This window comes from Sphingobacterium sp. PCS056, assembly GCF_023273895.1.
Lineage (GTDB): Bacteria > Bacteroidota > Bacteroidia > Sphingobacteriales > Sphingobacteriaceae > Sphingobacterium.
Genome location: NZ_CP096883.1, coordinates 1449194 through 1472389, shown reverse-complemented (window position 1 = coordinate 1472389; position 23196 = coordinate 1449194). Strand labels below are relative to the sequence as shown.

Annotated in this window: 20 protein-coding genes; 4 read left to right on the top strand and 16 right to left on the bottom strand. The window is 39.6% G+C overall.

Annotation, left to right across the window (positions count from 1 at the left end; all coding sequences use genetic code 11):
- Nucleotide 1: 1 nt before the first annotated feature.
- A complete protein-coding gene (locus tag MUB18_RS06280) occupies nt 2-634 on the bottom strand; it encodes a fibronectin type III domain-containing protein (RefSeq protein WP_248755324.1) in 633 nt (210 codons plus the stop codon).
- 40 nt (nt 635-674) lie between these two features.
- Between MUB18_RS06280 and MUB18_RS06275 the strand changes: the two genes are divergently transcribed.
- The gene (locus tag MUB18_RS06275; protein WP_248755323.1) at nt 675-818 is read left to right on the top strand and encodes a hypothetical protein; all 144 of its coding nucleotides are present in this window, start codon (nt 675-677) and stop codon (nt 816-818) included.
- A gap of 520 nt (nt 819-1338) precedes the next feature.
- On the opposite strand, the gene MUB18_RS06270 is transcribed toward MUB18_RS06275, so the two are convergent.
- From MUB18_RS06270 to MUB18_RS06250, 6 genes are all read right to left on the bottom strand, one after another.
- Nucleotides 1339-3816 carry a glycoside hydrolase family 2 TIM barrel-domain containing protein gene (locus MUB18_RS06270; RefSeq protein WP_248755322.1) on the bottom strand — a complete coding sequence of 826 codons (2478 nt, stop codon included), beginning with the start codon at nt 3814-3816 and terminating at the stop codon, nt 1339-1341.
- Nucleotides 3817-3840: 24 nt separating this feature from the next.
- Nucleotides 3841-4197 (bottom strand): family 20 glycosylhydrolase, encoded by a 357-nt coding sequence (locus MUB18_RS21940; protein WP_411028117.1) that lies wholly within the window; start codon nt 4195-4197, stop codon nt 3841-3843.
- A 14-nt stretch (nt 4198-4211) separates the two neighbouring features.
- Nucleotides 4212-4364 (bottom strand): hypothetical protein, encoded by a 153-nt coding sequence (locus MUB18_RS06265; RefSeq protein WP_248755321.1) that lies wholly within the window; start codon nt 4362-4364, stop codon nt 4212-4214.
- Between the two features lie 363 nt (nt 4365-4727).
- Nucleotides 4728-4976 (bottom strand): hypothetical protein, encoded by a 249-nt coding sequence (locus MUB18_RS06260; protein ID WP_045753003.1) that lies wholly within the window; start codon nt 4974-4976, stop codon nt 4728-4730.
- A gap of 205 nt (nt 4977-5181) precedes the next feature.
- Nucleotides 5182-7611: an outer membrane beta-barrel protein gene (locus tag MUB18_RS06255; protein ID WP_094773095.1), complete on the bottom strand. Its 2430-nt coding sequence runs from the start codon at nt 7609-7611 to the stop codon at nt 5182-5184.
- A gap of 105 nt (nt 7612-7716) precedes the next feature.
- Nucleotides 7717-8910, bottom strand: coding sequence for an exo-beta-N-acetylmuramidase NamZ domain-containing protein (locus MUB18_RS06250; protein WP_084405453.1), 1194 nt, complete (start codon nt 8908-8910; stop codon nt 7717-7719).
- A 1654-nt stretch (nt 8911-10564) separates the two neighbouring features.
- Here MUB18_RS06250 and MUB18_RS06245 point away from each other — a divergent pair.
- Nucleotides 10565-11029 (top strand): hypothetical protein, encoded by a 465-nt coding sequence (locus tag MUB18_RS06245; RefSeq protein ID WP_052627433.1) that lies wholly within the window; start codon nt 10565-10567, stop codon nt 11027-11029.
- A 234-nt stretch (nt 11030-11263) separates the two neighbouring features.
- Here the strand turns inward: MUB18_RS06245 and MUB18_RS06240 are convergent, their stop codons facing one another.
- From MUB18_RS06240 to MUB18_RS06230, 3 genes are read right to left on the bottom strand one after another with little or no spacing between them, the layout of a single operon-like run.
- On the bottom strand, nt 11264-12700 hold the full coding sequence (locus tag MUB18_RS06240; protein ID WP_248755319.1) for a TolC family protein: 1437 nt from the start codon (nt 12698-12700) through the stop codon (nt 11264-11266).
- Nucleotides 12663-13979, bottom strand: coding sequence for an HlyD family secretion protein (locus tag MUB18_RS06235; RefSeq protein ID WP_248755318.1), 1317 nt, complete (start codon nt 13977-13979; stop codon nt 12663-12665). Before MUB18_RS06235 ends, MUB18_RS06240 begins: the two co-directional genes overlap by 38 nt.
- Nucleotides 13980-13994: 15 nt before the next feature.
- A complete protein-coding gene (locus tag MUB18_RS06230; RefSeq protein WP_248755317.1) occupies nt 13995-15662 on the bottom strand; it encodes an ABC transporter ATP-binding protein in 1668 nt (555 codons plus the stop codon).
- 429 nt (nt 15663-16091) lie between these two features.
- On the opposite strand from MUB18_RS06230, the gene MUB18_RS06225 reads away from it, so the two are divergent.
- Nucleotides 16092-16409 carry a RagB/SusD family nutrient uptake outer membrane protein gene (locus tag MUB18_RS06225; RefSeq protein WP_248755316.1) on the top strand — a complete coding sequence of 106 codons (318 nt, stop codon included), beginning with the start codon at nt 16092-16094 and terminating at the stop codon, nt 16407-16409.
- 162 nt (nt 16410-16571) lie between these two features.
- The gene (locus tag MUB18_RS06220) at nt 16572-17264 is read left to right on the top strand and encodes a RagB/SusD family nutrient uptake outer membrane protein (protein WP_248755315.1); all 693 of its coding nucleotides are present in this window, start codon (nt 16572-16574) and stop codon (nt 17262-17264) included.
- A 439-nt stretch (nt 17265-17703) separates the two neighbouring features.
- Here MUB18_RS06220 and MUB18_RS06215 read toward each other — a convergent pair whose 3' ends face one another.
- The 6 genes from MUB18_RS06215 to MUB18_RS06195 form a co-directional block, all read right to left on the bottom strand.
- Nucleotides 17704-17895: a hypothetical protein gene (locus tag MUB18_RS06215; protein ID WP_248755314.1), complete on the bottom strand. Its 192-nt coding sequence runs from the start codon at nt 17893-17895 to the stop codon at nt 17704-17706.
- Nucleotides 17896-18115: 220 nt separating this feature from the next.
- Entirely contained in the window at nt 18116-18238 is a 123-nt protein-coding gene (locus MUB18_RS21840; protein WP_262917513.1) for a hypothetical protein, read from the bottom strand.
- A gap of 25 nt (nt 18239-18263) precedes the next feature.
- Nucleotides 18264-18710: a hypothetical protein gene (locus MUB18_RS06210; protein WP_045752262.1), complete on the bottom strand. Its 447-nt coding sequence runs from the start codon at nt 18708-18710 to the stop codon at nt 18264-18266.
- A gap of 152 nt (nt 18711-18862) precedes the next feature.
- Nucleotides 18863-19615 carry a LytR/AlgR family response regulator transcription factor gene (locus MUB18_RS06205; protein ID WP_248755313.1) on the bottom strand — a complete coding sequence of 251 codons (753 nt, stop codon included), beginning with the start codon at nt 19613-19615 and terminating at the stop codon, nt 18863-18865.
- Nucleotides 19616-19627: 12 nt separating this feature from the next.
- Entirely contained in the window at nt 19628-20683 is a 1056-nt protein-coding gene (locus MUB18_RS06200) for a hypothetical protein (protein WP_248755312.1), read from the bottom strand.
- A 2099-nt stretch (nt 20684-22782) separates the two neighbouring features.
- Entirely contained in the window at nt 22783-23058 is a 276-nt protein-coding gene (locus tag MUB18_RS06195) for a hypothetical protein (RefSeq protein WP_248755311.1), read from the bottom strand.
- Between the last annotated feature and the right edge of the window lie 138 nt (nt 23059-23196).

Below are 23196 nucleotides of genomic sequence, written 5' to 3'. Positions count from 1 at the left end.
TTTAGCGTGCTGTTAGACGAACGGGCTCACACCAATCCCCGATACCTCTTCGATTACGCGCACGTATCCTTAAATGATAGGTAAAACCTGGCTTTACCGGAGAGAAAATATTAGCATAGCTCGTACTCGTCTGAAAGATTTCCCCCCATACAGGTTGATCAAACTGATCTAAATCACTCGTCACCTGGTACTCGTACAACAAAGCATCTTTGATCGGCTTAAATTTGACTTGCATTTGATTGCTCTGTCTACCATCGACAAGTGCAGCACCTTGCACTTGCACCGGGATCTGTGCTGTTTTAGCATCACTTTCCAAGATAAGACCCGAACTCAATAAGATGGAACGCGATCCATCGGCTACCATATTAACGTAGAATGCCGTCTTTTTAAGACTATCCGCCACGATCCTTTTACTATCATTCTTCTCTGCAATTTCCAACACACTGCCGCCGCGGCTTGCTTTCTGCCACTTTACCTTAAAATCATCTGCTTGACTTTGAAGATCTTCCAAACTTACAGGCAAATCAACCAGGACCACATGATCTTTCAGGCAGTCCAGTACTTTTCCAACCAACGTGTTAAACCCATCATCATTAATTTGTGAGTAGTCTAAGATTACTTTTTTCTTTCTCATAGTCATTACTTTTTTGAGCTCTTGCTCCATGAATAAATAAATGATAACTGATGCCCTTCCGGACGAACATCATGAAGCAAACATAAAAGCGAATCGGAGTACAAATCGAAATGTGGGACAAAATGGGAAAGCAAATCAAAATGTGGGACAAGAAACGGCAAATGTGGGACAACAATTTCTATAAAATCAGAAATTGATGCCATAAAGTCATCTCTTATTGACGTTCAGGAGGTCTATCTTTTAACGTTTGGATCACATCTTGACAACAAGTGATCACATCTTGGAAAGAAGAGGGTTTGTTTGTCATAGCGGTTGCATATCGAGAACACTGAATCAAGACTTTTAGTGAAGTGGTTGCCCGCTAACTTCAGCATACGATCGCACTTGATGAAAATAATTACTTCCTACAAATTAGCATGCCCGGTGGCAGCTGCAAAAAATACGATTAATTCGTTAACCGTTTAAATAGCTACTTGTGCAGTATAAAACAGCTATTTCGAAATATTTTATTGATTTAGCACATCATCGTGATTATGGGCTCATTATTCCTTTATTCAGCGCATGAGGGACTGCCGGAGTGATCAGTTCCTATCAAGCGAAAGCCTGATCAATAAATCAGGCTTTCGGTAGGCATAAAAGTGTGAGCACAAGTCTAGAACGCTGCGGTTTGACCTCCATTCAAATCGCTACTGCAGGTGATCTATCTATTCGGATATCAGCTCCAGCTTAGCAGATTTAACACCCTTCGCAGAGGCTTCGAAGATGATTTTCCCACGGTGTTCCGAAGATTCGACGATAGCTGTCAGTCGGCCACTGAACAATTTCATAAACGGCGATTGAAAAGACTCCAGACTGGCTGGATTTCCATTAGCTGCAGCCTTAAATTGGCCCAAACCTTTCACTTTAAATTGTATTTCACGTGTTTCATCTGGACACAAATTTCCATCTTTATCAACCATACTGACCTCAATAAAAGATAAATCCTTTCCATCAGCTTTCAGGTTTTTACGATCTGCCTTGAGCTGAATACGGTGAGGCTTGCCGGCTGTATGGACCACCTGCTCTGCGACACGGCCGTCTCGATCATAAGCAACTACTTTTATTGTGCCTGGTTCATACTTACAATCCATCCACATCAAGCGATACCGTTTTTGTCTATCAACAGTTTTATCATTTGAATTAAAGAGTGTGACCGAAGTGTCTTTACTTATTTTACCTTGACTTTTCCCATTGATAAAGAGTTCAGCTGTCGGATAATTGGTATAGGCAAATACAGGGGTCACCTGACCCTCCCGTCCCGGAAATGTCCAGTGCGGCAGTATATGCAAGGTATTTGCCGTTTTATTCCAATGGCTTCTGTACAAATAATAACGATCTTTAGGGATACCGGCCAAATCGACAATACCAAACAAGGAACTATGGCTTGGCCAGTCCGTATAATAAGGAGTCGGCTCGCCCAGATAATCAAATCCTGTCCAAACAAATTCGCCGATCGTATAAGGTAGATCTTCGTGCTGAATAAAATCATCTTCAGGCAGATTAGACCAGCCACAATGCTCCATATCGTAGGAAGATGCCTGATGGTCATCGTACTTTGCCATCGATCTTCGTTGTACAGGAAACTTATATATTCCTCTTGAACTCAGGGTAGATGCTGTTTCTGTTCCTAAAATAATCTGCTGCGGGAGACGTTCGTATTCTTCCTGATAACGATGCGGGCGGTAATTAAATCCTGCGACATCCAAAGATGCTGCCATCCCGTTAAATAAAACGCCATCGGGTCTATCCATACCGTTTGTCACGGGACGCGTAGGGTCTTCTCTGTGGCAGATATCCTGCAAGAAACGCGACACTCTAGCCCCCGTCTTGACACTCTGCTCTTCCACTTCATTTCCGATGCACCACATCACCACAGATGGATTATTGCGATAATGATGAATAACATTTACTAAATCCTTTTCCGCCCATTCATCAAAATAACGATTGTATCCATTGCTCATTTTCGGTATTTTCCATTCGTCAAAAGTTTCGATCATCAGCATCATGCCCATTTCGTCACAGATACGAACCAGTTCCGGAGCAGGCATATGATGTGAAGTTCGAATGGCATTTGCACCCATATCCTTCATTATACGCACTTGTCGACGTATGGCAGCTTCATTGACAGCAGACCCCAACGGCCCAAGATCATGGTGGTTACATACCCCTTGAAATTTCAGGTGCTTTCCATTTAAGAAAAAGCCCTGATCAGGAACAATCGCCATACTACGGATACCAAATGGGGTCTCCACTTCATCTTTCAGCTGTGCATCACCATACAGCTGCGATACAGCACGGTACAGATGAGGGTGATCTAGATCCCACAGTGACGGACGATCGACTCTGATCTGTTGCGTAAAAACCTGATCATCATAGGCCGATAGATCGGTTGAAATACGGCCAACGGTATCACCATCTGGATTTAATATAGCTGTTTTTAGCACATAACGAATTGTCTGCGGATTACTCGTTTTCATTTTTGTTTTGATGTGTACTTCGGCATATTCCTTTTTAATAACAGGAGTAGTCACCTGCGTACCCCACACCGGGATATGCGTTTCGTCTGTAATGATTAAATGCACATTGCGGTACAATCCGGCTCCAGGATACCAACGTGATGATTGGGGGAGATTTTCCAGATGAACCGCCAATGTATTCTCAGTACCGTCTGCATAAAGAAATTCCGTCACATCAAAATGGAAAGTATTATAGCCATACGGCCAATAGCCTACTTTCCGCCCGTTGATATATACCTGGGCATTGCTCATAGCACCATCAAATACCAGCTGAGCTCTTTTACCCTTCGTAAATTCAGGTGATCTAAATTGCGTCCGATATTGTCCAACGCCAACAAAAGGCAGACCGCCAGTACGTCCAGCGTGTTCCAAAGCCTCCTTTTGTCCATCTTGGGCAATAGCCATGACTTGCTTGTCATTTATTGATGAAAATGGCCCATAAATAGCCCAATCATGAGGAATGCGCACAGACTGCCATTTTTGATCATCAAAGGCAGGTTGTGTGAAAGTAGGATCTTCAGTTCGGGAGAATTTCCAATTTTTATCCAGGAGAATTTCTGTACGGCTCTGCGCGTGGCCCAAACAGAACATGAAAAAAGTGGAACATAATAATAAAAAATACTTCATATATAGCAAATTAGGTTGTTAGTGTTATGTATGACACAACTCAAAATTAACAAAAAATACACCGCTTATCAAAATAGAAATGGGAGAAAAGGCGAATTTAACGTGTATAATAATGGGGGTGCAACCTTTCCAGCTCCAAGACTGAAAATGTCCCAGATTCAAGCGTTCAATAAATTTTTCGAAATTTTTATTTTCCGGTTTTGACCACGCCACTTCCGCTGCGGGCGGAAGCCGCGGCAGCAGCATATATTCCAATTGTTTTCGATTTGGAATAAATTCATTCCACAGCGCCAGCTGTATGCCTTTTACATATTTGCGTTGCACTGCCGTCAGTGCCCGAGGGTAGGGATCATTAGCATATACCCGCGCTAAGGTATTGATCGAGTATTTTTAGGCTATCCACCTTCCAAAATTTTGTCCCATCCGACCAATTTGCGGTCGTTGGTTTCTAAAAATCGTGCTATCCGTTTTATAAAATAACTCTGTAGTTCGGACTCATCCAGGCACATAACCACAGCCACCGATCGCTTTAACATCATCTTTGCCATCAACCAAAAGTTCGCAACCCCATTTCAAATCACTTATGCTATTTTCATCAGCAAGGCTTTATGTCAAGTACTGGCTAGAGAGCATGTATTTAAAAGATCAGCGTACAAAAAAGATCAATTGTGAGGACCCGAAAATCCTAATATGTTTCACTATATTTGCTAGTGATCATATTTTTTATTATCTTCCATTATGCATAGTTTTCTATTCATAATAGGGTTTATATAAAGAAAACCCGTAACAGCTCGATGTTGCGGGTTTTTTATTAGAAGGCTATTCTATTGTTCGTCGTCTTGATATTGATATTATTTTTTATGATTTAATCTCATCATCCCCTCATATCAGGCCGACCTCATGCGCCATCTTTAATCCGGTAATTTTAATTTTCCTATAAACGGATATTCTTCTACCGTTTCAATAGCATCCGAGATGGGGTAACATAGTTGATACGTGTCCTGAAGGTCTTCCGAAAATTGAAAAAATTGATCTTTTTTTACCTTTTCAAAGATCCAGATGGGATCCAAAGGATTTGAATTGTACTTCGTAATAATTGCAGTATATCCATTTTTTTGAGCTTCTACAAGCCGCTCTTTTGTAATATTTGCTAATTCCATATTAGACTAATGTACAAAAAATAAATGAAATGTTATTTCAATTTTAAGCTAAAAAGTACATGAAAAGTAAGAAAAACAGGTATAATTAGGCATTAAACGTCAAAATTTTTAAAAAATATCAAAAATTAGAAATGTAACAAAATAGGTGCTATCTTGATCGATTTAGCAACATAGCTTGAATAAATCATCAACTGATGTGATATAATTAGGGAATTCTTCCACTTTCACTTTCCAATGCCGATTTCCGTGCGCGTTGTGCTTTTGCCGTTCCACTGCTGAATCGATAACTGAAACTCAACCGCACCTGCCTGGACTCGTAGTAACCATAGCTATTCGAAACAAATCCAGGGAAATTTTGCGTGTACTTACTTTGATTCCCTTTATAGATGTCATTGATCGCAAACCTGACCGTCGCTTTATCCTGTAGCATCGTTTTCTGAAAAGCAATATCAACCTGACTAACAGCCCTGCTCAGCGTATTGGCACCACTGAGACGTCTTGAATGATAGACAGCCGCCAGTTCGGCTTTCATCTTATAAGGCAGCTTAAAAGATTGTATTAAACTCACACGACCTGCTGCCTGTTGCAAGTTCAGATTTCTATACTGATCAAAAGAAATATCATTTTGGATATAATAAAAAAGACCATTAAAAGTAAGATCCCACCACGGTTTAGGTGCAAAATTCTGTGTCAGCGATAGCGACCAGTGTTTTTGAGCACCTACATTCTTGCTGATCATCACCATTTTATCGCTATCGAGCGTATCCGTTACCTTCGCATTCAACTGATCCGTATAAGTAAAATTAAAGGAGATCACCGTGGCACTTTTTAAAGAGTATAAAGCTGTAAAGCGATGGGTGAGCGATGGACTTAAAAACGGATTTCCCTGCCAAAAAGATAATTCGTCCAGCATATAGATAAACGGGTTCAAATCGGCATAAGCTGGTCTTTCGATCCGTTTGGCATAGGACAAAGAAAGGGTCTGCTGTTCACCAAACGGTCTGGTAGCAGAAAAAAATGGAAAGAGGTTGGTAAAATTACGATTAATTTGATCGTCCAGATCCGCACCGTTCTCTTTGTAAAATAACGTGCCTGTTGAACGCGAATTTTCTAATCTCAATCCACCCTGGAGCGACCATTTTCCTAGCGTTCGTTTATAATCGACATAAGCACTGGAGATATGCTCATCAAAATGAAAATCATTGGAGCGTCGATTATCCAAACTATCAGCGGCAGCACCTACATGATAAAACCTCGAATTGTTTCGAGAACCCACATTCGAATACTTCAAACCTGTTTCCAACTTACCTTGCCAGAGCTTCGTACCATAGTCTATTTTGATTCCTTTTAGATCGATATCGATTCCATTGAGCGTCCGATATAGATTTTCCTGAAAAATGCTTTGTTGCGCATCGCGGTAGGTATTGGATTGTAAATTTTTATTCCACTTATCAAAAAAACCATAATCAGCATCGATATTCAAACTCCTGCCCAGCGTATCTTCGTATCTGTAGTTGAAGTTAACATGATAACGAGCAGTACCTTGTCCATAATAATCATTGATAGCATCTAGGGTTTCTTCCATCACGAAGGACGGCAGGGTACTGATTGCTGTCCGGGTATCGGTGATCCCCCCTCCAAAGATAAAATTACCGTTTGCCATAAAACCGATGGTATTTTTATCGTTCAGATTATAATCCACCCCCACCTGCGTAGACATTTTCTGGCGTTTATCCACATCATCCGTATGGCTATCATAGGCCTTTCCATTTTGCTGACGATTTGTGCCGTATAAATAGTTGTAATTGCCCAAAGTATGGCTATAATTACCGTATACATTTAATTTGTCTTTGCGGTAATTGAGCGCGACATTTTGCAGCTGTTTAGCACTGATACCATACGCTACAGTACTGCTGATCGTACCATTAAGCCCTGTTACTTGATTTTTTTTTGTTTTAATATGGATAATACCTGCTGATCCGGTAGCATCGTATTTAGCCGTTGGGCTATTGATGATTTCAATGGACTTGAGATTATTGGATGACAATGATTTTAACAGATCTGTCAATTCTTTTCCAGAAAGAAAAGTCTGACGACCATCCAACAAAATCTGCACCCCACTTTTTCCATGGAGCGTAATGTCACTTTCATTTTCAACATAGACACCTGGAGCTCTTTTCAATGCTTCCAAAACAGAAACATCCTGTCCTCCAATCGTGCCGTCGACATGGTAAATAAGTGTACCACCGTCGATTTGGATCAGTTTTTTCTTTCCTTCCACAGTCACCTCTGCCAATGTACTGGCCACTGGCTTAAGCATAATGGTCCCCAGATCGATCGTTGCCCCATCAAAAACTGCAGACTGCTGTTCTTGATGGCCCATATGACTCACTTTTACAAAATAGCGTCCTGTTTGATCAAATTTCATCTGAAATTTCCCCAAACGATCTGTTGCAGTACTCAAAACTAACTTTTCAGTGTGATCATACAGGCTGATCGTAACCAATGATATAGGCGATCGGTTCTCATCAACAACCTTTCCACTAATGCGTTTATCCTGCACCTGTCCATACAGCTGTGTGCAAAATAAAACAATTATTCCAACCCATAAGGATCTTAAAACTGGAACTGACATAAACTATCTAACCTACTAACTATCAAACCCACTCACTATCTAACCTACTAACTCTACAAATAGTGACAGAGTTACGAAGTGACCAAGTATCGTAAAGGGCTAACATTACTTATAAATTAAATATTTCTTTCTCATTTCTTTATAGGTCGCTAGTCCTGGTTCCCAGCTTTTACGAATTTCATCCGCAGACTGACCCGCAATAATAGCCTCCCTTAGCGCAGGTCCCCCCGCTAACTTATCAAATACGACAATTTCTTTACTTTGCTTATGATCAAAAAATATTTTTTGATTCGGATAGTTCTGATAGGTCTCGATCAACCACGAAAGGTCGATTTGCTTGGACGCTCTTAATTTTTGTAGATCGACTGTTCTTAAATCCAAACCATAGCATAGTTTATTGAGGTGAATGGGGGTGGCACTCATATTCGGTATACGGACTGGCGTAAACGAAAAATTATATTTACCTTTTAATTCAGGCGCACCAATAACGGTAAATGGAAATAGAGTCCCTCTTCCCTCACTGAGCACCGTACCTTCAAACAAACAAGTCGACGGATATAACAAAACAGCCTGATAGGTATTGATATTCGGAGACATGTGTACAGGCGGGATATATTCCGTGTCGTGGCTATAGTTTGCCACTGGCACAATCTTGATATTGCACTGCACGCCATTTGCCAGCCAGCCTTCCCCATTGATCATCTGCGCATATTCCCCGACGGTCATACCATGGGTGACAGGCACAGGATGCATGCCGATTCCTGATTTGAACGCCATATCCAAAATAGGTCCGTCGATAAAGTATCCATTAGGGTTAGGTCGATCTAAGATCAACAGCTCTTTCCCCTGCTCGGCGCAAGCTTCCATAACACGGTGCATGGTTCCGATATACGTAAAATAGCGAACACCGATATCTTGAATATCAAAAATCATCAGATCCACATCTTCCAGCATCTCTTTAGTCGGCTTATTGGTCTTACCATATAAAGAAACGATTTTGACCCCGGTCTTCGGATCGATGGCATCTGTCACCTTTACCCCTGCGCCGACATCGCCACGGAAGCCATGTTCCGGACCAAATACTTTCACGATATTGACCCCAAGTGCGATCAGACTATCCACACTGGATTGATCTCCGATTCGTGAAGTAGGATTGACCACCATACCAATTCTTTTCCCTTTCAAATCGTCGAGATATTCAGAAGTTTGATCCGCACCTGTACGGATTTGCGCAAAAAGAGGTTGGACAAGCAGCAATAGTATGCAAAATCCAAAGATATATTGACCGGTTTTCATCATCATGTAAGCTTAGTTATACCCTTTCCGTCCGTTTTTAAACAGGACTTTAATGGGGCTATAAGGGTTTATAATTGTTAAAATAAATGGTTTACTATTCTATTGTACTGTAAGGATAAGCATAAAAAATAAAATACGCAAGAAAACGCACCTTTTTATAAGTATTGATTATGAAGAAGATACCTATCGACCATTATAGCAAGATCAGCTATTATAAATAAGAATAAAATCTGGAGGCACTACATTTTTAATTCCTCGCAGATCTACCCTACCAGTACCAAACGCAGCAAATAATAATTATAATGATGCTTTAAATAAATTGATTGCTAACCCGTTATATCTCGAACAGAATAAAACAGAAGGAAGAATCTTCTGGGATATAAAATAATATCCTTATTGCTAGAAACGGCCTGATCACATGATCAGGCCGTTTTTATGGATCTCTTATCAGTAATCGTTAAAATAATAACCTGACCTCATTATTTGCACTTTTATCACATAGATACATGAATCATCTTCTACCCGTTACACCACTTCCGAAACACGACCATTAAAATTTAATAGACAATTTTAAATTATAAAGGATCCAATTGAGTCGCTACAAGGGTTACTGGAAATCGGCGAGCCTGGGCTCCTCATTATTTTGCTCTTTTAAAAAACGTATGATGAACACCATATTGACGTACAAAATACTGGATAACTTCGGGTAGAAACACGGAATTTTAATATTCTTGATCAGATCTAATTGATTTAGTATATCTTTATATTAGCTATAGTTAGCTTTATAGCGTATATTTCATTGTAAAAGCTCTTTCAAGCAGGTGAAAGAGCTTTTCTTATTTTGAACTGTACTTGTATATCTCTATTTTAGTGCTGGTCCAAATTGGGCATGTATGCATCACGATATCTTGGTCAATAGTTCCAGCCTACCTACCACTTACATGATTTTTACCCTATATTTTGAAATTTAAAATCAATCAAAATTTACTGGGAGCTCCATTAAAGACAAAACATCCACCATGTGCTAACTTACACGTCGTTACTGCCCGGTTGAGAATTTTTTATGGGGTGGTATTCCTCATTTTTCAAGATAGAATTATAAATATGAAAATAAGTCAAATTATTTCCTATCAAGGCAAATAGATCAAGCGATCGGCGATTTTAGCAGAGCACTAGCAATAAAACCTGGAGACACCCTTGGTTTACTGTACCTGGGAAATCTATTTTACAATAAACGCGACTATCAAAAAGCTATTCACTTCCTACAACATATCGACTATAACTAACTAACTAACTAACTAACTAACTAACTAACTAACTAACTAACTAACTAACTACGCTTTAATGTAACTCTGACTTCAGCATCCCATCCATTTGTCCATTATTTCATAATATCGGTAATTTTCATGATGTTAGATGTATATAAAAACAAAAATCGCTAGTTTGAATATAATTTCAGGGAGTAACGGGAATAAGTTCATGCGAAGATCATTCTATTTACGGAAATAAAAAAAAGAAGGATTTTTCAAATTATAATTGCGCATGCTCATACGAATCGTTATCTTACTGCATAGCAAAATACTGCCATAATCGATGAAACTTTATCGCAAAAACATGCGTAGGGCCAAGAGTTATTTACTATATCAAATGTAACATCATGAAAATTGTTATCTATATGATCATACTGGTATTCTTCATTTCTTGTCAGGCGGGAGATCCCGATGCTCATTCCGCTAAGCAGAACGAACATAAGCATGATTCAGCACATGAAAATAAGGGATCAAAATCAAAGGACTATACCTTCCCTAATGGAACGTATTGTGCTACTGTTGAGTATCATCATCCCAATACAGCCAGCAGTAATTGTTATACGCTAGATGTAGCTATTGAACATGATAAACTGGTCAAGATCCATTGGCCTGACGGTGAGCGGCTAGACGAAAGTCATTTCACAGCAGAAGATATATCATCTGGTACCTGCTCATTCACAAGTGACAAAGGCTACGAATACAGCATAACCATTATCGGAAAATCTTGCAGTTTTACCGAGTCCTATAGATCCGGAGATCATTCTGATCCTCCAAGCCGTGATCATCATACAATCGACGGAGTAACGGATTGATTGAGCAGCAAGTGATCGAGTGGTTTATTCAGCAGACCTCAATTTAATTCTAGAAATTGGACATATAACTAAATGTGGTATTCAAATGCCTTTCAGAAATTCTAAAAAAAGGATAGAACACATAAAATGTTATGATCCCGATTGCATATCGAGCTCATCAAAATAACAAATCAAACTGCTAGATCATAAACTTTTTGGGGGGCTCTCCACTGCCTTGGGGCTTCTTTCAAACGGCTAATCGCCAGTCTTCATAAAATTCGTATTGGTCCATTTTAGTTTACTATAACTTTTCAGAAATTTGAGTCTCAATTCCAATATTTTTTCCTGAGCATCGATGAGCTTATTTTCACGGCTATTGATCAAGAAGAGCGAACTTTCTCCGTTCAAATATCGGGTTTGTTCGGCTTGCAGTAATTTTCTGTAATTATCGATATTTTTTGTAGCAATATCGATCTGCCTCCAATAGTTGATGACCTCATTTCTATAACCAGCAATTTTTGTCGTGAGTTCCTGACTTTTAAATTTAAGGTCTAAATCATTTTGATGAATTTTAAATTTTGCGTTTTTATAATCCGCTCTAGCCTGTCTTAAAAAAATAGGGATTTCTAGTTTTAAAGCATACTGATAATTATTGTCAAAAAGTGGGAAATAATGATGTCTATAACCTTCCTTTCGCAAGAAGTTATAAGTAAAATCAATCTTAGGCAATAGGCTTTGCAGTTTCAGTCTACGTTCGCTTTCGAGGATTCGCGCCTTTTCATCGTAGTATCGTAATGCGGCATGATCCCGTAGAAGCTGTCCATCAGCCTCCGCAAGCATTTCTGCATAAGAGCTATAAAGATTATTTTTATCTAATCGTTCAGCAGGGACAAGTGCTGTTGCAATCGAAATTGGCTGCTGATTTTCCTGCCAAAGATAAATCGAAAGTTGCTGTGTAGCACCTATAAATTGAAGCAAGGCATCTTGTTGCTGCATTTCAAAACTTTGCAGTTGAGACCATGCTTCGGTGGTATCTATCGCAGCTTGCTCTCCATGTTGAAAAGTTTTAATTACGAGATCTAAACGTTCTTTATTGATATTTACTGTTTCATGCTGCAAGAGATAGTTTTCATAGTGTTTTACCCATTCCCAATACGTATTCTCCGCGTTCATCAGCAGCTCATTGGTCAGTAACAGTTGCTCAGCTTCGGTCATACGTCTGGCAATCTGTGCCTGTTCTAAAAGTGCCCTGCGTTTGTCGTATAATAAATTTTTAGCTAAGGGCACGGTCACGCCGATCTGGTATAATCCACCTTTGGTATCGCTATTATTGAGTTTCTCTCCATCCAGATGGTTATAACTACCATTCACTTCAATACCATACCAAGTCGGAATACCCAAACTGATGTTGCGTTGTTTATAATAATCGAGACCATCTATAGTTTTGTCACCAATTTTTGCATCCAGTACGGGATCAAAATTTCCTCGCGCCTGCAAGACATCAGTTTCAGCCATTCGATTCTGCAAGCGGTATTTAAAAGCTAAAGGATGGTAATTTTTGACAATCGCCAAAAACTCGTTGTACGATAAACGTAAGGTATCCTGACCGTAAGAAATAGGTCCAAAACAGCAGAGGATCAATAGTAAAATAAAACTATTTGGTCGCCTCATCAGTCGTTGCTTTTTGTTCATTTTTAACGGTATAATAATCGGGCGGAAATCCATTGATATTTCGCCATAGCTCATACCAAATCGGTACATCATTGAGGATCGCGATCCCCTGCACCCCTGCTCCCACCTTGATCTGTGGAGGCCATGGTTTTTGGCCTTTCGCTTCGACAACTAAAGCCCTAAAAAGACCACTGGCATTGATATTACTTTCTACCGCAATCACCTGACCTGCAAATGTACCATAGCTTGTTGTAGGCCAGCCTGAGAAGACGATCGCCGGAAAACCATCAAACACACACATCACGCGCTGTCCTACCTTAAGCAAAGGCAGATCTACAGGCTTAACAAAAATCTCGACCGCATAATTGACCTCACTCGGTACAATTGTACCAATACTTTCTGTTTCCTTTAAAATCTCTCCGATACCGCCCTTATTCAGTTGCACAATTTGACCATGCTGTGAAGCGACCACATAGTATAACCCTTGTCTTGCTTTATAATTGGCGACCTGATTTTCAAGTTTTGCAATTTCTCCCGTACTTCCCTCGATCTGTCCCATACTCGTTAATCGATCACCCTCCGTCTTACTTAATTTTTCCGTATAATCCTGTATCGTGGCATTTTGTTCGATCTCCACCGCTACGATTTCCTGCCTCGTCTGCGCCAATTTTTGATCGATAGCTGTTTTTTTAGCCAGCACGTTTTGATAGGCGATATTACGCTGCTGAAACTGGGTAAGTGATACCAGCCCTTCATCATACATTTTTTTCTGTCGATTAAATTGATCTTCACTTAACCGCAGCTCATTGGTCATCGCCAGAAGCTCAGCCTCCTCTGCTTGTCGCTTATTATTCAACTGGCTGACCTTCACTTTGAGTTGAGCCAATTTCAATTCTCTTCCTGAGGCAAGTGCCTTCAGCTGGTCTGCCGTGGTCCCCACTTTAGCTTCGTAATAATCGCGTACCCCTTTTTTTGCGTTTACCTGTTGCTCCGTACGTTGCACGAGCAAGGTATCCATATAGTCTTCCTTTACTTCTGACAACTGTAGGATGGTATCTCCTTTTTGTACAAAATCCCCATTTTTCACATACCATTTAATGATCTTACCCGGTATCGGCGAATGAAGCTGTTGCGGTCGCTGATCCTGATAAAGTGTTGTCACTGTACCTTTCACTTTGATATTTTGTGTCCAGGGGAGAAATAGTATGACCAAGCAGATCAACGCTAAGATGACAAACCATCTCTTTACATTAGACTGCTGATGGATATGGTATATGTTATCGAATGATGTTAGTTTCATGGGTAGAAGGTCGCTTTACTTAATTTCAATCGTACGGTTGCGTAAGTAGAGGTGCTGGTCGGCAATCTCCATAATATCTCTTTCTTTTGATACGATAATAATCGTTGTATGCGCTTTGATCCGATGGAGATATTGCAACAATTTAGTTCTGAATATATCATCCATTCCATCCAGCGGGTCTTCCAGTAGCAGGAGACGATTATTACCCAAAAGCGCTCTGAGCATCAAAATCATTTTTCTTGCACTAAAAGATATTTCGGTATCCGTCTCACTCAATAAAGTATAGAAACCATTGCTAAATTGATCAGAGAGGTGTTCGATACCAATGGCTTCAGAAAGTCTCAGAATATCCTCAGTGCTGATGTTTTCACGTCCCAGTACCAGGTTTTCATGAAGCGTACCTTTAATGATCGTCATATCTTCCATATATAAGCCAATTCGATTACGCAAGGCGATTTTATCGATATTTTTGATGGGTATTTTATCAAAAAGTATATTACCAGAAGTTGCGTCATAAAATCCGGCGATCATATTCAGAAGCATGGATTTACCTGCTCCCACCTTTCCTGATATGACAGCGAGACTATTGGATGGAACATAAAAATTGAGATTTGTAAAAATGGGTCTGCTATCGCCGAAATTTAAACTGACGTCTTTAAACAACACCTCAAGACCACTGCTTTGCCCCTCTAGTATGATTTCTCCATTGGGCTCTTCCAACAGTCCGGTTACTTTATTTAATTTCACGAGCGAAGCGATCATATCGTAATAGCTTTCGAGGCTTTTGATCAACTTTTCAACCGCAGACATGATCATAATGACCACAATTTCGGTAGCGACAAAGGCCCCGATATTGAGCTTTTGATTGACCAGCAAATAGGTTCCAATAGCCAACATCACCAAAGTAATGATCACATTAAAACCGATGATCGATTTATATTGAATCAACAGCACCTTAAAGTGGGAAGTCCGATGATTGAGGTATTGGACCACACGCTGATCTGCGCCTGCGAGATGCATATTGGTTTTTGAAATAATCTTAAATGTTTTTATTGCGCCCGCGATATCTTCAAGCCAGGAAGCCACTTCATATTTTTTACTACTTTCCTCAATACTGGATTGAATGCCAGAATCAATTGTAAAATAAAAAATGCTAACGACGATGATGATAACGACAGCCCCAAATACCAGAAACCAAGGGTGATAAAAAGACAACAGGATAATCCCAAAGACGATCTGGATCAATGCTGTCGGTATCTCCAACAATATTTTAGAAATTCCTTTCTGTAAATTCTGAGTATCAAAAAAACGGTTTATCAATTCGGGGAGGTAGTATTTTTTTGTTGCGGAGAGGTCTATTTTCGGAAGCTTCTGTGCAAATGCAATCGCATATTCGACGAAAATTTTCTGCTGTATTTTTTCGATGATCTGCATCACTTTAATTCGAAAAACACCCATCAAAAAAGTTGCTAAGACGACAAAACCAATGAGTAAGTATAAAGATGTGACCATGGTAGCTCCCAGAACAAAACTGACGATCGCTTGGATGCCGAGTGGAATACTCAACTGAACAAGACCGCTCAGAATGGCATAAATATAAATTGATGCTAGGTCTTTTTTCTCTTTTGTGATCTGCCTCAACCACATGCTGCTAGTCGCCGTATATTGATCTCCCTTAGCCATTATTTATATAATTTAAGTACGGAGGATATTCAAATATTGTAATCTTCACAGGGCTTATTATGATTTCGTTTATATATTCAAACTTAACAATAAATATAAAAAAAAATAAACTTTTGAATACCTTAAAGACACATTTTTTTGAAGCCTAAATTTTTGGTTTTACACACAAAAAAGTCGATGGGTTTACCCAACGACTTTCGCTATCTGATATTTAAAAACTTATGCTCCTTATTTTTCTATGTCGTGGTTCCAATACGGTCAAATTGAACCCATTTGAAACATGTTAATCCGGAAATTTGCAAATCGTATCTTTACCATAAGCAGTGAACAAGCGGAAATTGTTCAATAACAATTAAGACGCGTGTTGGTGATACAGGAGGAGATTGGAACTTTTCAGGAATCAGATCGGTCAATTATTTTATCAATACCGTGACCCCTCGGATAGAAAACGGACAAATTACAGGAAGCTTAACCCATATCAAACATTATTTGGGTGAGATGTACTTCTTTAGAGCCTATCTATATTTTAACAAACTCGTTGCATTAGGTGATTTCCCCATTATTACAGAAGAAGTTCCTGAAGATTATAACAAAATTAGACAACTCAGCAGACGTAGACCAAGGAATGAGGTCGCACGTTTTATTTTAGCTAATCTGGATAAAGCATTCCTATTTATGCTTCCAATTCAGGGTATGCTGGAGATGCCTCTTACGAAGCTGTATTTAAGGATCGAGACCCTCGACTAGGGTACAATATTTTAAAAACCGGTGATTTGTTAGCCAATGATCCATCATTTAACGAATGGAGTATCGATGGAAAAGGATATTATTACAGACCTCCAATTGTTATCGGTCAAAATGAAAATAGAAACCCTACTGGTTATTCGCTAAAAAAAGGACTTACCCCCGATGCCGCGCAAACCCCCTACCAAAACCAGTACCATAGCCAGTGTCGTCTTCAGAGCAACAGAAGCGTACTTAAATTATGTCGAAGCTAATTATGAACTGGACGGTTCATTAGATGCCAATAGTACCAAGTATTGGCAAGCAGTTCGCAAAAGGAGTAACGTGGATGTTGACTATAATAAAACAATTGCCAATACCGATCTCTCAAAAGAGGAAGATTGGGCTAAATATTCGGCAGCTACCCTCATCTCTCCTACGCTTTACAATATTCGTCGCGAAAGACGAGTTGAGTTTACAGCAGAAGCGATGCGCTGGAATGATCTCAAAAGATGGCGGGCATTAGATGGAGTCAAACAATTTATGGTTGCAGGATTCAATCTTTGGGATGAAAATTATAAATTATATACCGAACCTAGCCACGGTATCGGCAAGGTTAATTTAATAGAATTTGGGAACAATGGTGCCAATGTATCCTCCAAAAATGATGGTAAATATTTACTTCCCTATCGGGTAAATAGTGGCAACATCGCTTTTAATGGTTACACGTGGAATCAAAATAAATATTTGAATCCCATTTCAACAACACATTTTAGATTAACCACAGAAACTCCAGGATCAAGTGATTATCAGAGTTCTTCTATTTATCAAAATCCGGGCTGGAGCACACAGGCCAATTCATTGGCCGAAGGAGACTAATACCTACCTCATATACACAGGGCCTTCCCCTTTACCGGGGAAGGCCTTTTTTATGACAAATTATTAAAAAACACGCTGTAACTTTTTACAGTTACAGCATGTCCTGGTTTACTCAAAGCCTCATCATCTATTCGTTTTTACGAATTTACTTTTTTGTTCTTCGAATAAGCTGTTAAGAAATTCAATCAATAAAATTTTGTTTTCTTCTCTACCAAAATAAAATTTCCACCCAAAACCGGGGACGACATCAGTCGGCTGAGTTCATGAGTACAATTAAAAAGTAAACGTCAACGAATAGTCTGTATTGGGGTCAACGTATTTCCCGAGATGTCGGTTTGACTTTGCCATAATTATTAAGTATTGGTTATAAGGAACATATAAAGATGAAAACATTAAAAATACTCATTTATTTAGCATTTAAATGAGCGCTAATAGATGATCAAACTAAAAATTGATAGCAAACAGGGATCACTTCTTGATATTCAGGAGGACCATCTTTTAAAGTTTGGATCATTTCATCAAAACAAGTAATCACATCTTGATAACAAGTGATCACATCTTGGAAAGAAGTAGTTAGATGTTTGTCCCACGTGCTGCATATCTTAAACCATCCACCAAGTCTTTTAAACATGTGCCCCTATCTTTAGAACATGTGATCACTTCTGCAAAACAAGGTACCACTTCGAGACCATTTACGACAACAACTTTTGAACAAGGGACTACTTCTTCCTAACAAGTAGTCCCTTGTTAGGAAAAACCAACGACTTGTTGACCGGCAGTGATCCCATCTTGGCAAGAAGGGCTTTGATCTTGCCAACATGTGGTCACATCTTGTGCGGCAATAGATTCAGTCAGCCTACAGCATTCACTTGTTTCAAAGAAGTACCTCTAAATTTCAAAGAAGCAGCCACCTCTTTCAAAGAAGTGACGCCTTCTTTGAAAGAGGTGGCTACAGATTCACAAGAAGTGATCACAGATTGTGTGGACTTTGATCGTCCTCTACTGTTGCTTTCTTGCTATTCGAGCAAACTTTCCAAAAATATAGGGTCCCTTTCCTCTGGATCTGTTAAATAGAAAAATGACATCAGACTTTAAGTAATACGGGCGGCTTCCGATTGTGATGACCGGAAAAAGTAAGATTTTGTTGACCGATCGATAAAAAGTGGAAGATGTAATGCCCAGGGTCTGCATGACCCATTTTGTATCGACATGTTCGGGTACCTCATTGATCATGACACCGGGGATGTTTAGATATCTGACCGTGATATCAGTCAGCTGCTTCAACAGCGCATGTATATCGTCGGAGTGCTTTTGTAAAGGAAAACGTTGAATAATTTCATTCAGCAAAACTTCAATAGGATAATGTTTAAGGTCTTCCTGCAGCTGCTCTTGTACATACTGAGCCATAATCTCCTGCATCTGTTCGATAAGCTTGATTTTGGACATAGCGACTGGGCATCATACAAGAACATAAACGATTAAGGCACTCCCTGGTGGGCGCACCGTGAAGATTGAACACTCCTATTTCAGTACGATTCAATCCGAAGACTTCACGAGCCTGGTATCCACTCGAAGAACTGTCCTAGAATTGAGTTTCATCACAATTTATTGGACATTTCCCACAAACTGAATTCCTTATAGATCCTTCGGTCACCGACCAGCACCTCCTTTGCCAAATACCGCATCTTAATTTTCTTGGTGAAAATATCAACGATATAATCCGTGTTGACCACAAAGGAGCGGTGACATCGAATAAAGCGTTCACGAGGTAAGCGCTCTACGACGTAGGACATGGGCTTTCCGACGACCAGTTTGTCATCTGCAAACCACAACTTACAATCCATACCATCCGCTTCCAAACATATAATTTCATCTATCCGTACCATTTTTTGGTGGTATTGATGACCGACCTTGACCAGGAAAATCTGCTCATCGCGTATCAGCATGGGATGCCTGATTTTCCAATGTTGCTTGGCTTTATCAATAGCCTCTATAAAACGTGAATATTCAACCGGTTTGGACATATAATCCGTCACATTATAATGATAGCTTTCGGCAGCATATTTATTGGTGCCCGAGCAGATGATTACCTGCATCCCTAGGCTGGATTTTCGGCTTGGCCGTTGCAGTTCTTTGATCTGCGCAATTAATTCTATACCCGAAAGATTGGCCATCATCATATCCACGATCAATAGATCGATGGTACCGGTCTTCACCTTTGTCAATCCCTTTTGTGGATCAACGGTTTCAAAAGCTTTTACCAGCCCATCGGTCTTGGCGATATAGGCACTTAAAAAATCAATAGCGGTTTGATCATCGTCGATTATTCCTACTCTAATTTTCTTCAGCATAATTTATCAAATTTATTTCGTGTAGTCAATCGTGATCGTCAGTAGATAACGATCTTCCTGTACCTGATTTACCACCTCAGCGGCACCGGCATAAAAATGCTTGACCATATCGCGCCACCTGTTCATACCCGTTCCACCCGTCATGCTGTCCCAATTTTGCGCTGGAGCGATTTTATTATACACTCGGATATCCATCCTGCTTCTGCTCAACTGGACCTCCAACAACGCCGAGCCATCATACAGAGCATATTTCTGGCAGTTTTGCAGAAGGGATACCAGCATAAATCGGGGTACCAGATGGCCTGCCAAGCGATCCGGGTACTGCAGCCTCACCTGCTTTCCGGGGTAGATCTGGTTAAGCCTTTCTACCGCTTCCATTTCCTGTTCCAGTGTCACAACATGATTCCTTTCATCCGACAAGCCGTCGAGTACATAGTGCAGCAATCGATCCACATGTTGCTTTTTCGTTTGAGAAACCGTGTTATTCCACGCATATAGCTGTTGCAGCAAATTGCGCAACAGGTGCGCAACCTCGTCACGGACCAGTGCACGCAGCTCCCCTTTAGAGGCATCGCGACGGTATATTGTCTTACGGATCTGCAGCTTTTTCACCAGGCACAACCGCTTTTCCATCCATATCCAAACATGCTGGAAGGACTCCAGCCAAACCAGGATAAAAGCGTACACACTATATTTAAAAAAGAAAACGGCCACACCCAGCGCCACCTGCACAAGAGAAATAGGGAGGTCAGGATTATAGATCGAACTCGTCCATGGTCTCGACAGTAAAAACAATAGCGCCACGATCAGCAGCACATACAGTATGTATAAGCCAAGTAGAGCACACAGAATCTGTACAACAGACCGAAAATATCCGTACTTGTCGACCATAAAGTACCTGACCGCTAGAAATATAACGCTATATCCGATGGCAATAAACAAAAATTGTAGAAAAGGGAGATCAACAAAGCTATCCCAGTTGACCTGATAGAATACAGCGCTATAACCCGTTATCAGAACGAGTACAGCATACCAGGGAAAGCGATAGACGATACGTTTTTCGAGCATAACAAAAAGTTTAAAATAGGTTTACAGACAACACGAAATTATCTTAACAAATCATTAATATACTTATTTTTTAGATCAATACAAATTTATACTGATCCGATGTCGATATTTTTCATCATCTATCGAAAACTTACGCCATCAGGATCGTTAAAAGTTTTATCGTTCTTTTGAATTAAAACTATTAATCAGCCAGCCCTATCAGGAATACCTTTAGGTGGGTTGATCTGGATCAGGATACATGCTATTTTTTCATGATTTTTCATTAATAATTAGTAATACCATCGATTATCTGGCGCCGATAATCGTTTATTTAGGACCCTTGCATTTACCCTAAATTCAACATACGATCGCAGTTGATGAAAATAATTTCCCAAAACACATCACATCTCGATATACAAGCTTTAAAAAGCCTTAAAATATTTAACCTCCTAAAAAGCCTAGGTTCGCATTATAAAAACACCTATTCAGAAATATTTTTATTTATTCCGCGTGCAATTATTATTATACACTAATTTTTCTTTTAATAATCGAGTGACAAGTGACGAAATGAACAAGTGACGAAAAAATGTGGAAAACGTATTCCACAAAAGAACAAACACTCCATTTTTCCACATGGAGCTTATGAATACACATCAATTGTTCATAACTGGACAAAAAACAGAATTTTAAATTTATGCCAATATACACCTGGATGAGTTGCAGTATAGTTATCCACATAAATAAACAAGTTATCCACAAAATATTAACATTTCCCTATAGCCGTAACCTCCAACTCACAAATCCACAACATTTATTCACAATCGGTGGATAACTAACCATCTAACGCTCTAACCCACTAACAACGAAATCAATGAAAAACCCTAACAACTTACATCAGCAGGCTGTAGGGCAGCTGCTCATGTATTGGAGTTAATATGCCAAAATAAAAAGATGCCATTTCAATTGGCTTTTAGACCATAGCACCTATCACCAAGTTTCGACTCGAATAGTTTTATATAAAGAAGGAAGCCGAGAAAAGATATTTAAATCGTGTGTGCGGGATTGATTAGCACATTCATGAAGATGAAGCGGCTAAAAAAGATAAAATCATTTCCTCACTCTCCCCGGCATGGTTCTGACGACCACGGAGCATGGCTTAAACCTTAACTTGGTTACGTTTCCGAAAGAAAAGAGGGTTGACCAAGCAGAACAGAATAAAGGTAAGAAAGAGCTTGTAAAAACCATAATATCAACATGATGAATTGCTTTCAAGCCGTATCATGACCGTATAAAAAAAATTCTAGGGAGTTGGTGATCGTCCAGTAATTGACTTATGACCCAACCCAGCTCATGGAGATGAAAGTGAGTGATAAGGGTTGAAATGGTACCAATGAAAGTAAAAAGCAGATGAAGCTATAGCAAAAAAGCCAAATGGTCATCCCAATCGGCTCTCTGTATATTATAGCATCATTTTATAATTTTTCGACTTCTTCAGTGGGAAGCCCTGTACCTTGAGCAATATCGGCTAAGTAGACCCATTTTTTTAAACTCTAACTCAACGGCAATCGCTTTTTCATGCTCAGCCTTCTTTTTTTCTACATTGAGTATATAACTTCTAAAGCCATAATTGCTGTACATCCAATAATTATTGAAAAATCCATTCGCTTTCCATCAATCCAGTCTTTGCATCACCACGGAAACCATGTTACGGACCAAATACTTTCACAATATTAATCCCTAGAGCGATCAGACTATTCACAGTGATTGATATCCGAGTCGTGAAATAGGATTAACCACCATGCCAATTCTTTCCCTTCAAATAATCAAGATATTCAGAGGTGTGATCAGTCCTTGCACGGATTGAGCAATAAGATGTTGAATAAGCATCAAGAGCGTGCAAAAACTCAAATATGTACTGAGCAGTTTTTATCATCATTTTAGCTTAGTTTTAAGCAAAACTCCTTTTCAATTAGCTTATGCAGTGGTGGCTATATAGGTTAATAATTTTTAAATACTGTAAGGATAAACATAAAAAAGAGAATACGCAGTAATTCGAAGCCTAGCAATAAGTTAAAGGACTAAAAAGTGATCTACGCTTCTTACAAGTATTTCAATACCAGCTAAATAGTCAAATATTTACCAGACACGCAACTCACTTTGAGCACTGTGTCTTCTTTGATCATATGGGATTTTAACATCGATTCTTCCGATAGTCCATCCGCCTTTACAAGCATGATGGTTTGCTCTTCGTTGTTGCTGACTAGCTCCCTGGTCCATGAAGAACCAAAATTTCCGGTCCATGTTTCTGTTTGGTGCTGGTCGCAATAGACGATCGAGGTGATATTCGCATCTTCTGAAACTATGATACGATACTGTACCTGTGCAACACCGCTCATCTCCAGTCCTAGTTCCTAATCATAACAACTCGTTCATGTATATAGCACAGTTGCTAAGCACAGCGTCCATAGAAATAAGCCCTTAGAAAGTTTATTATCAAAAACTTTCTATGAACAGTACACAGATGGGAATGATTC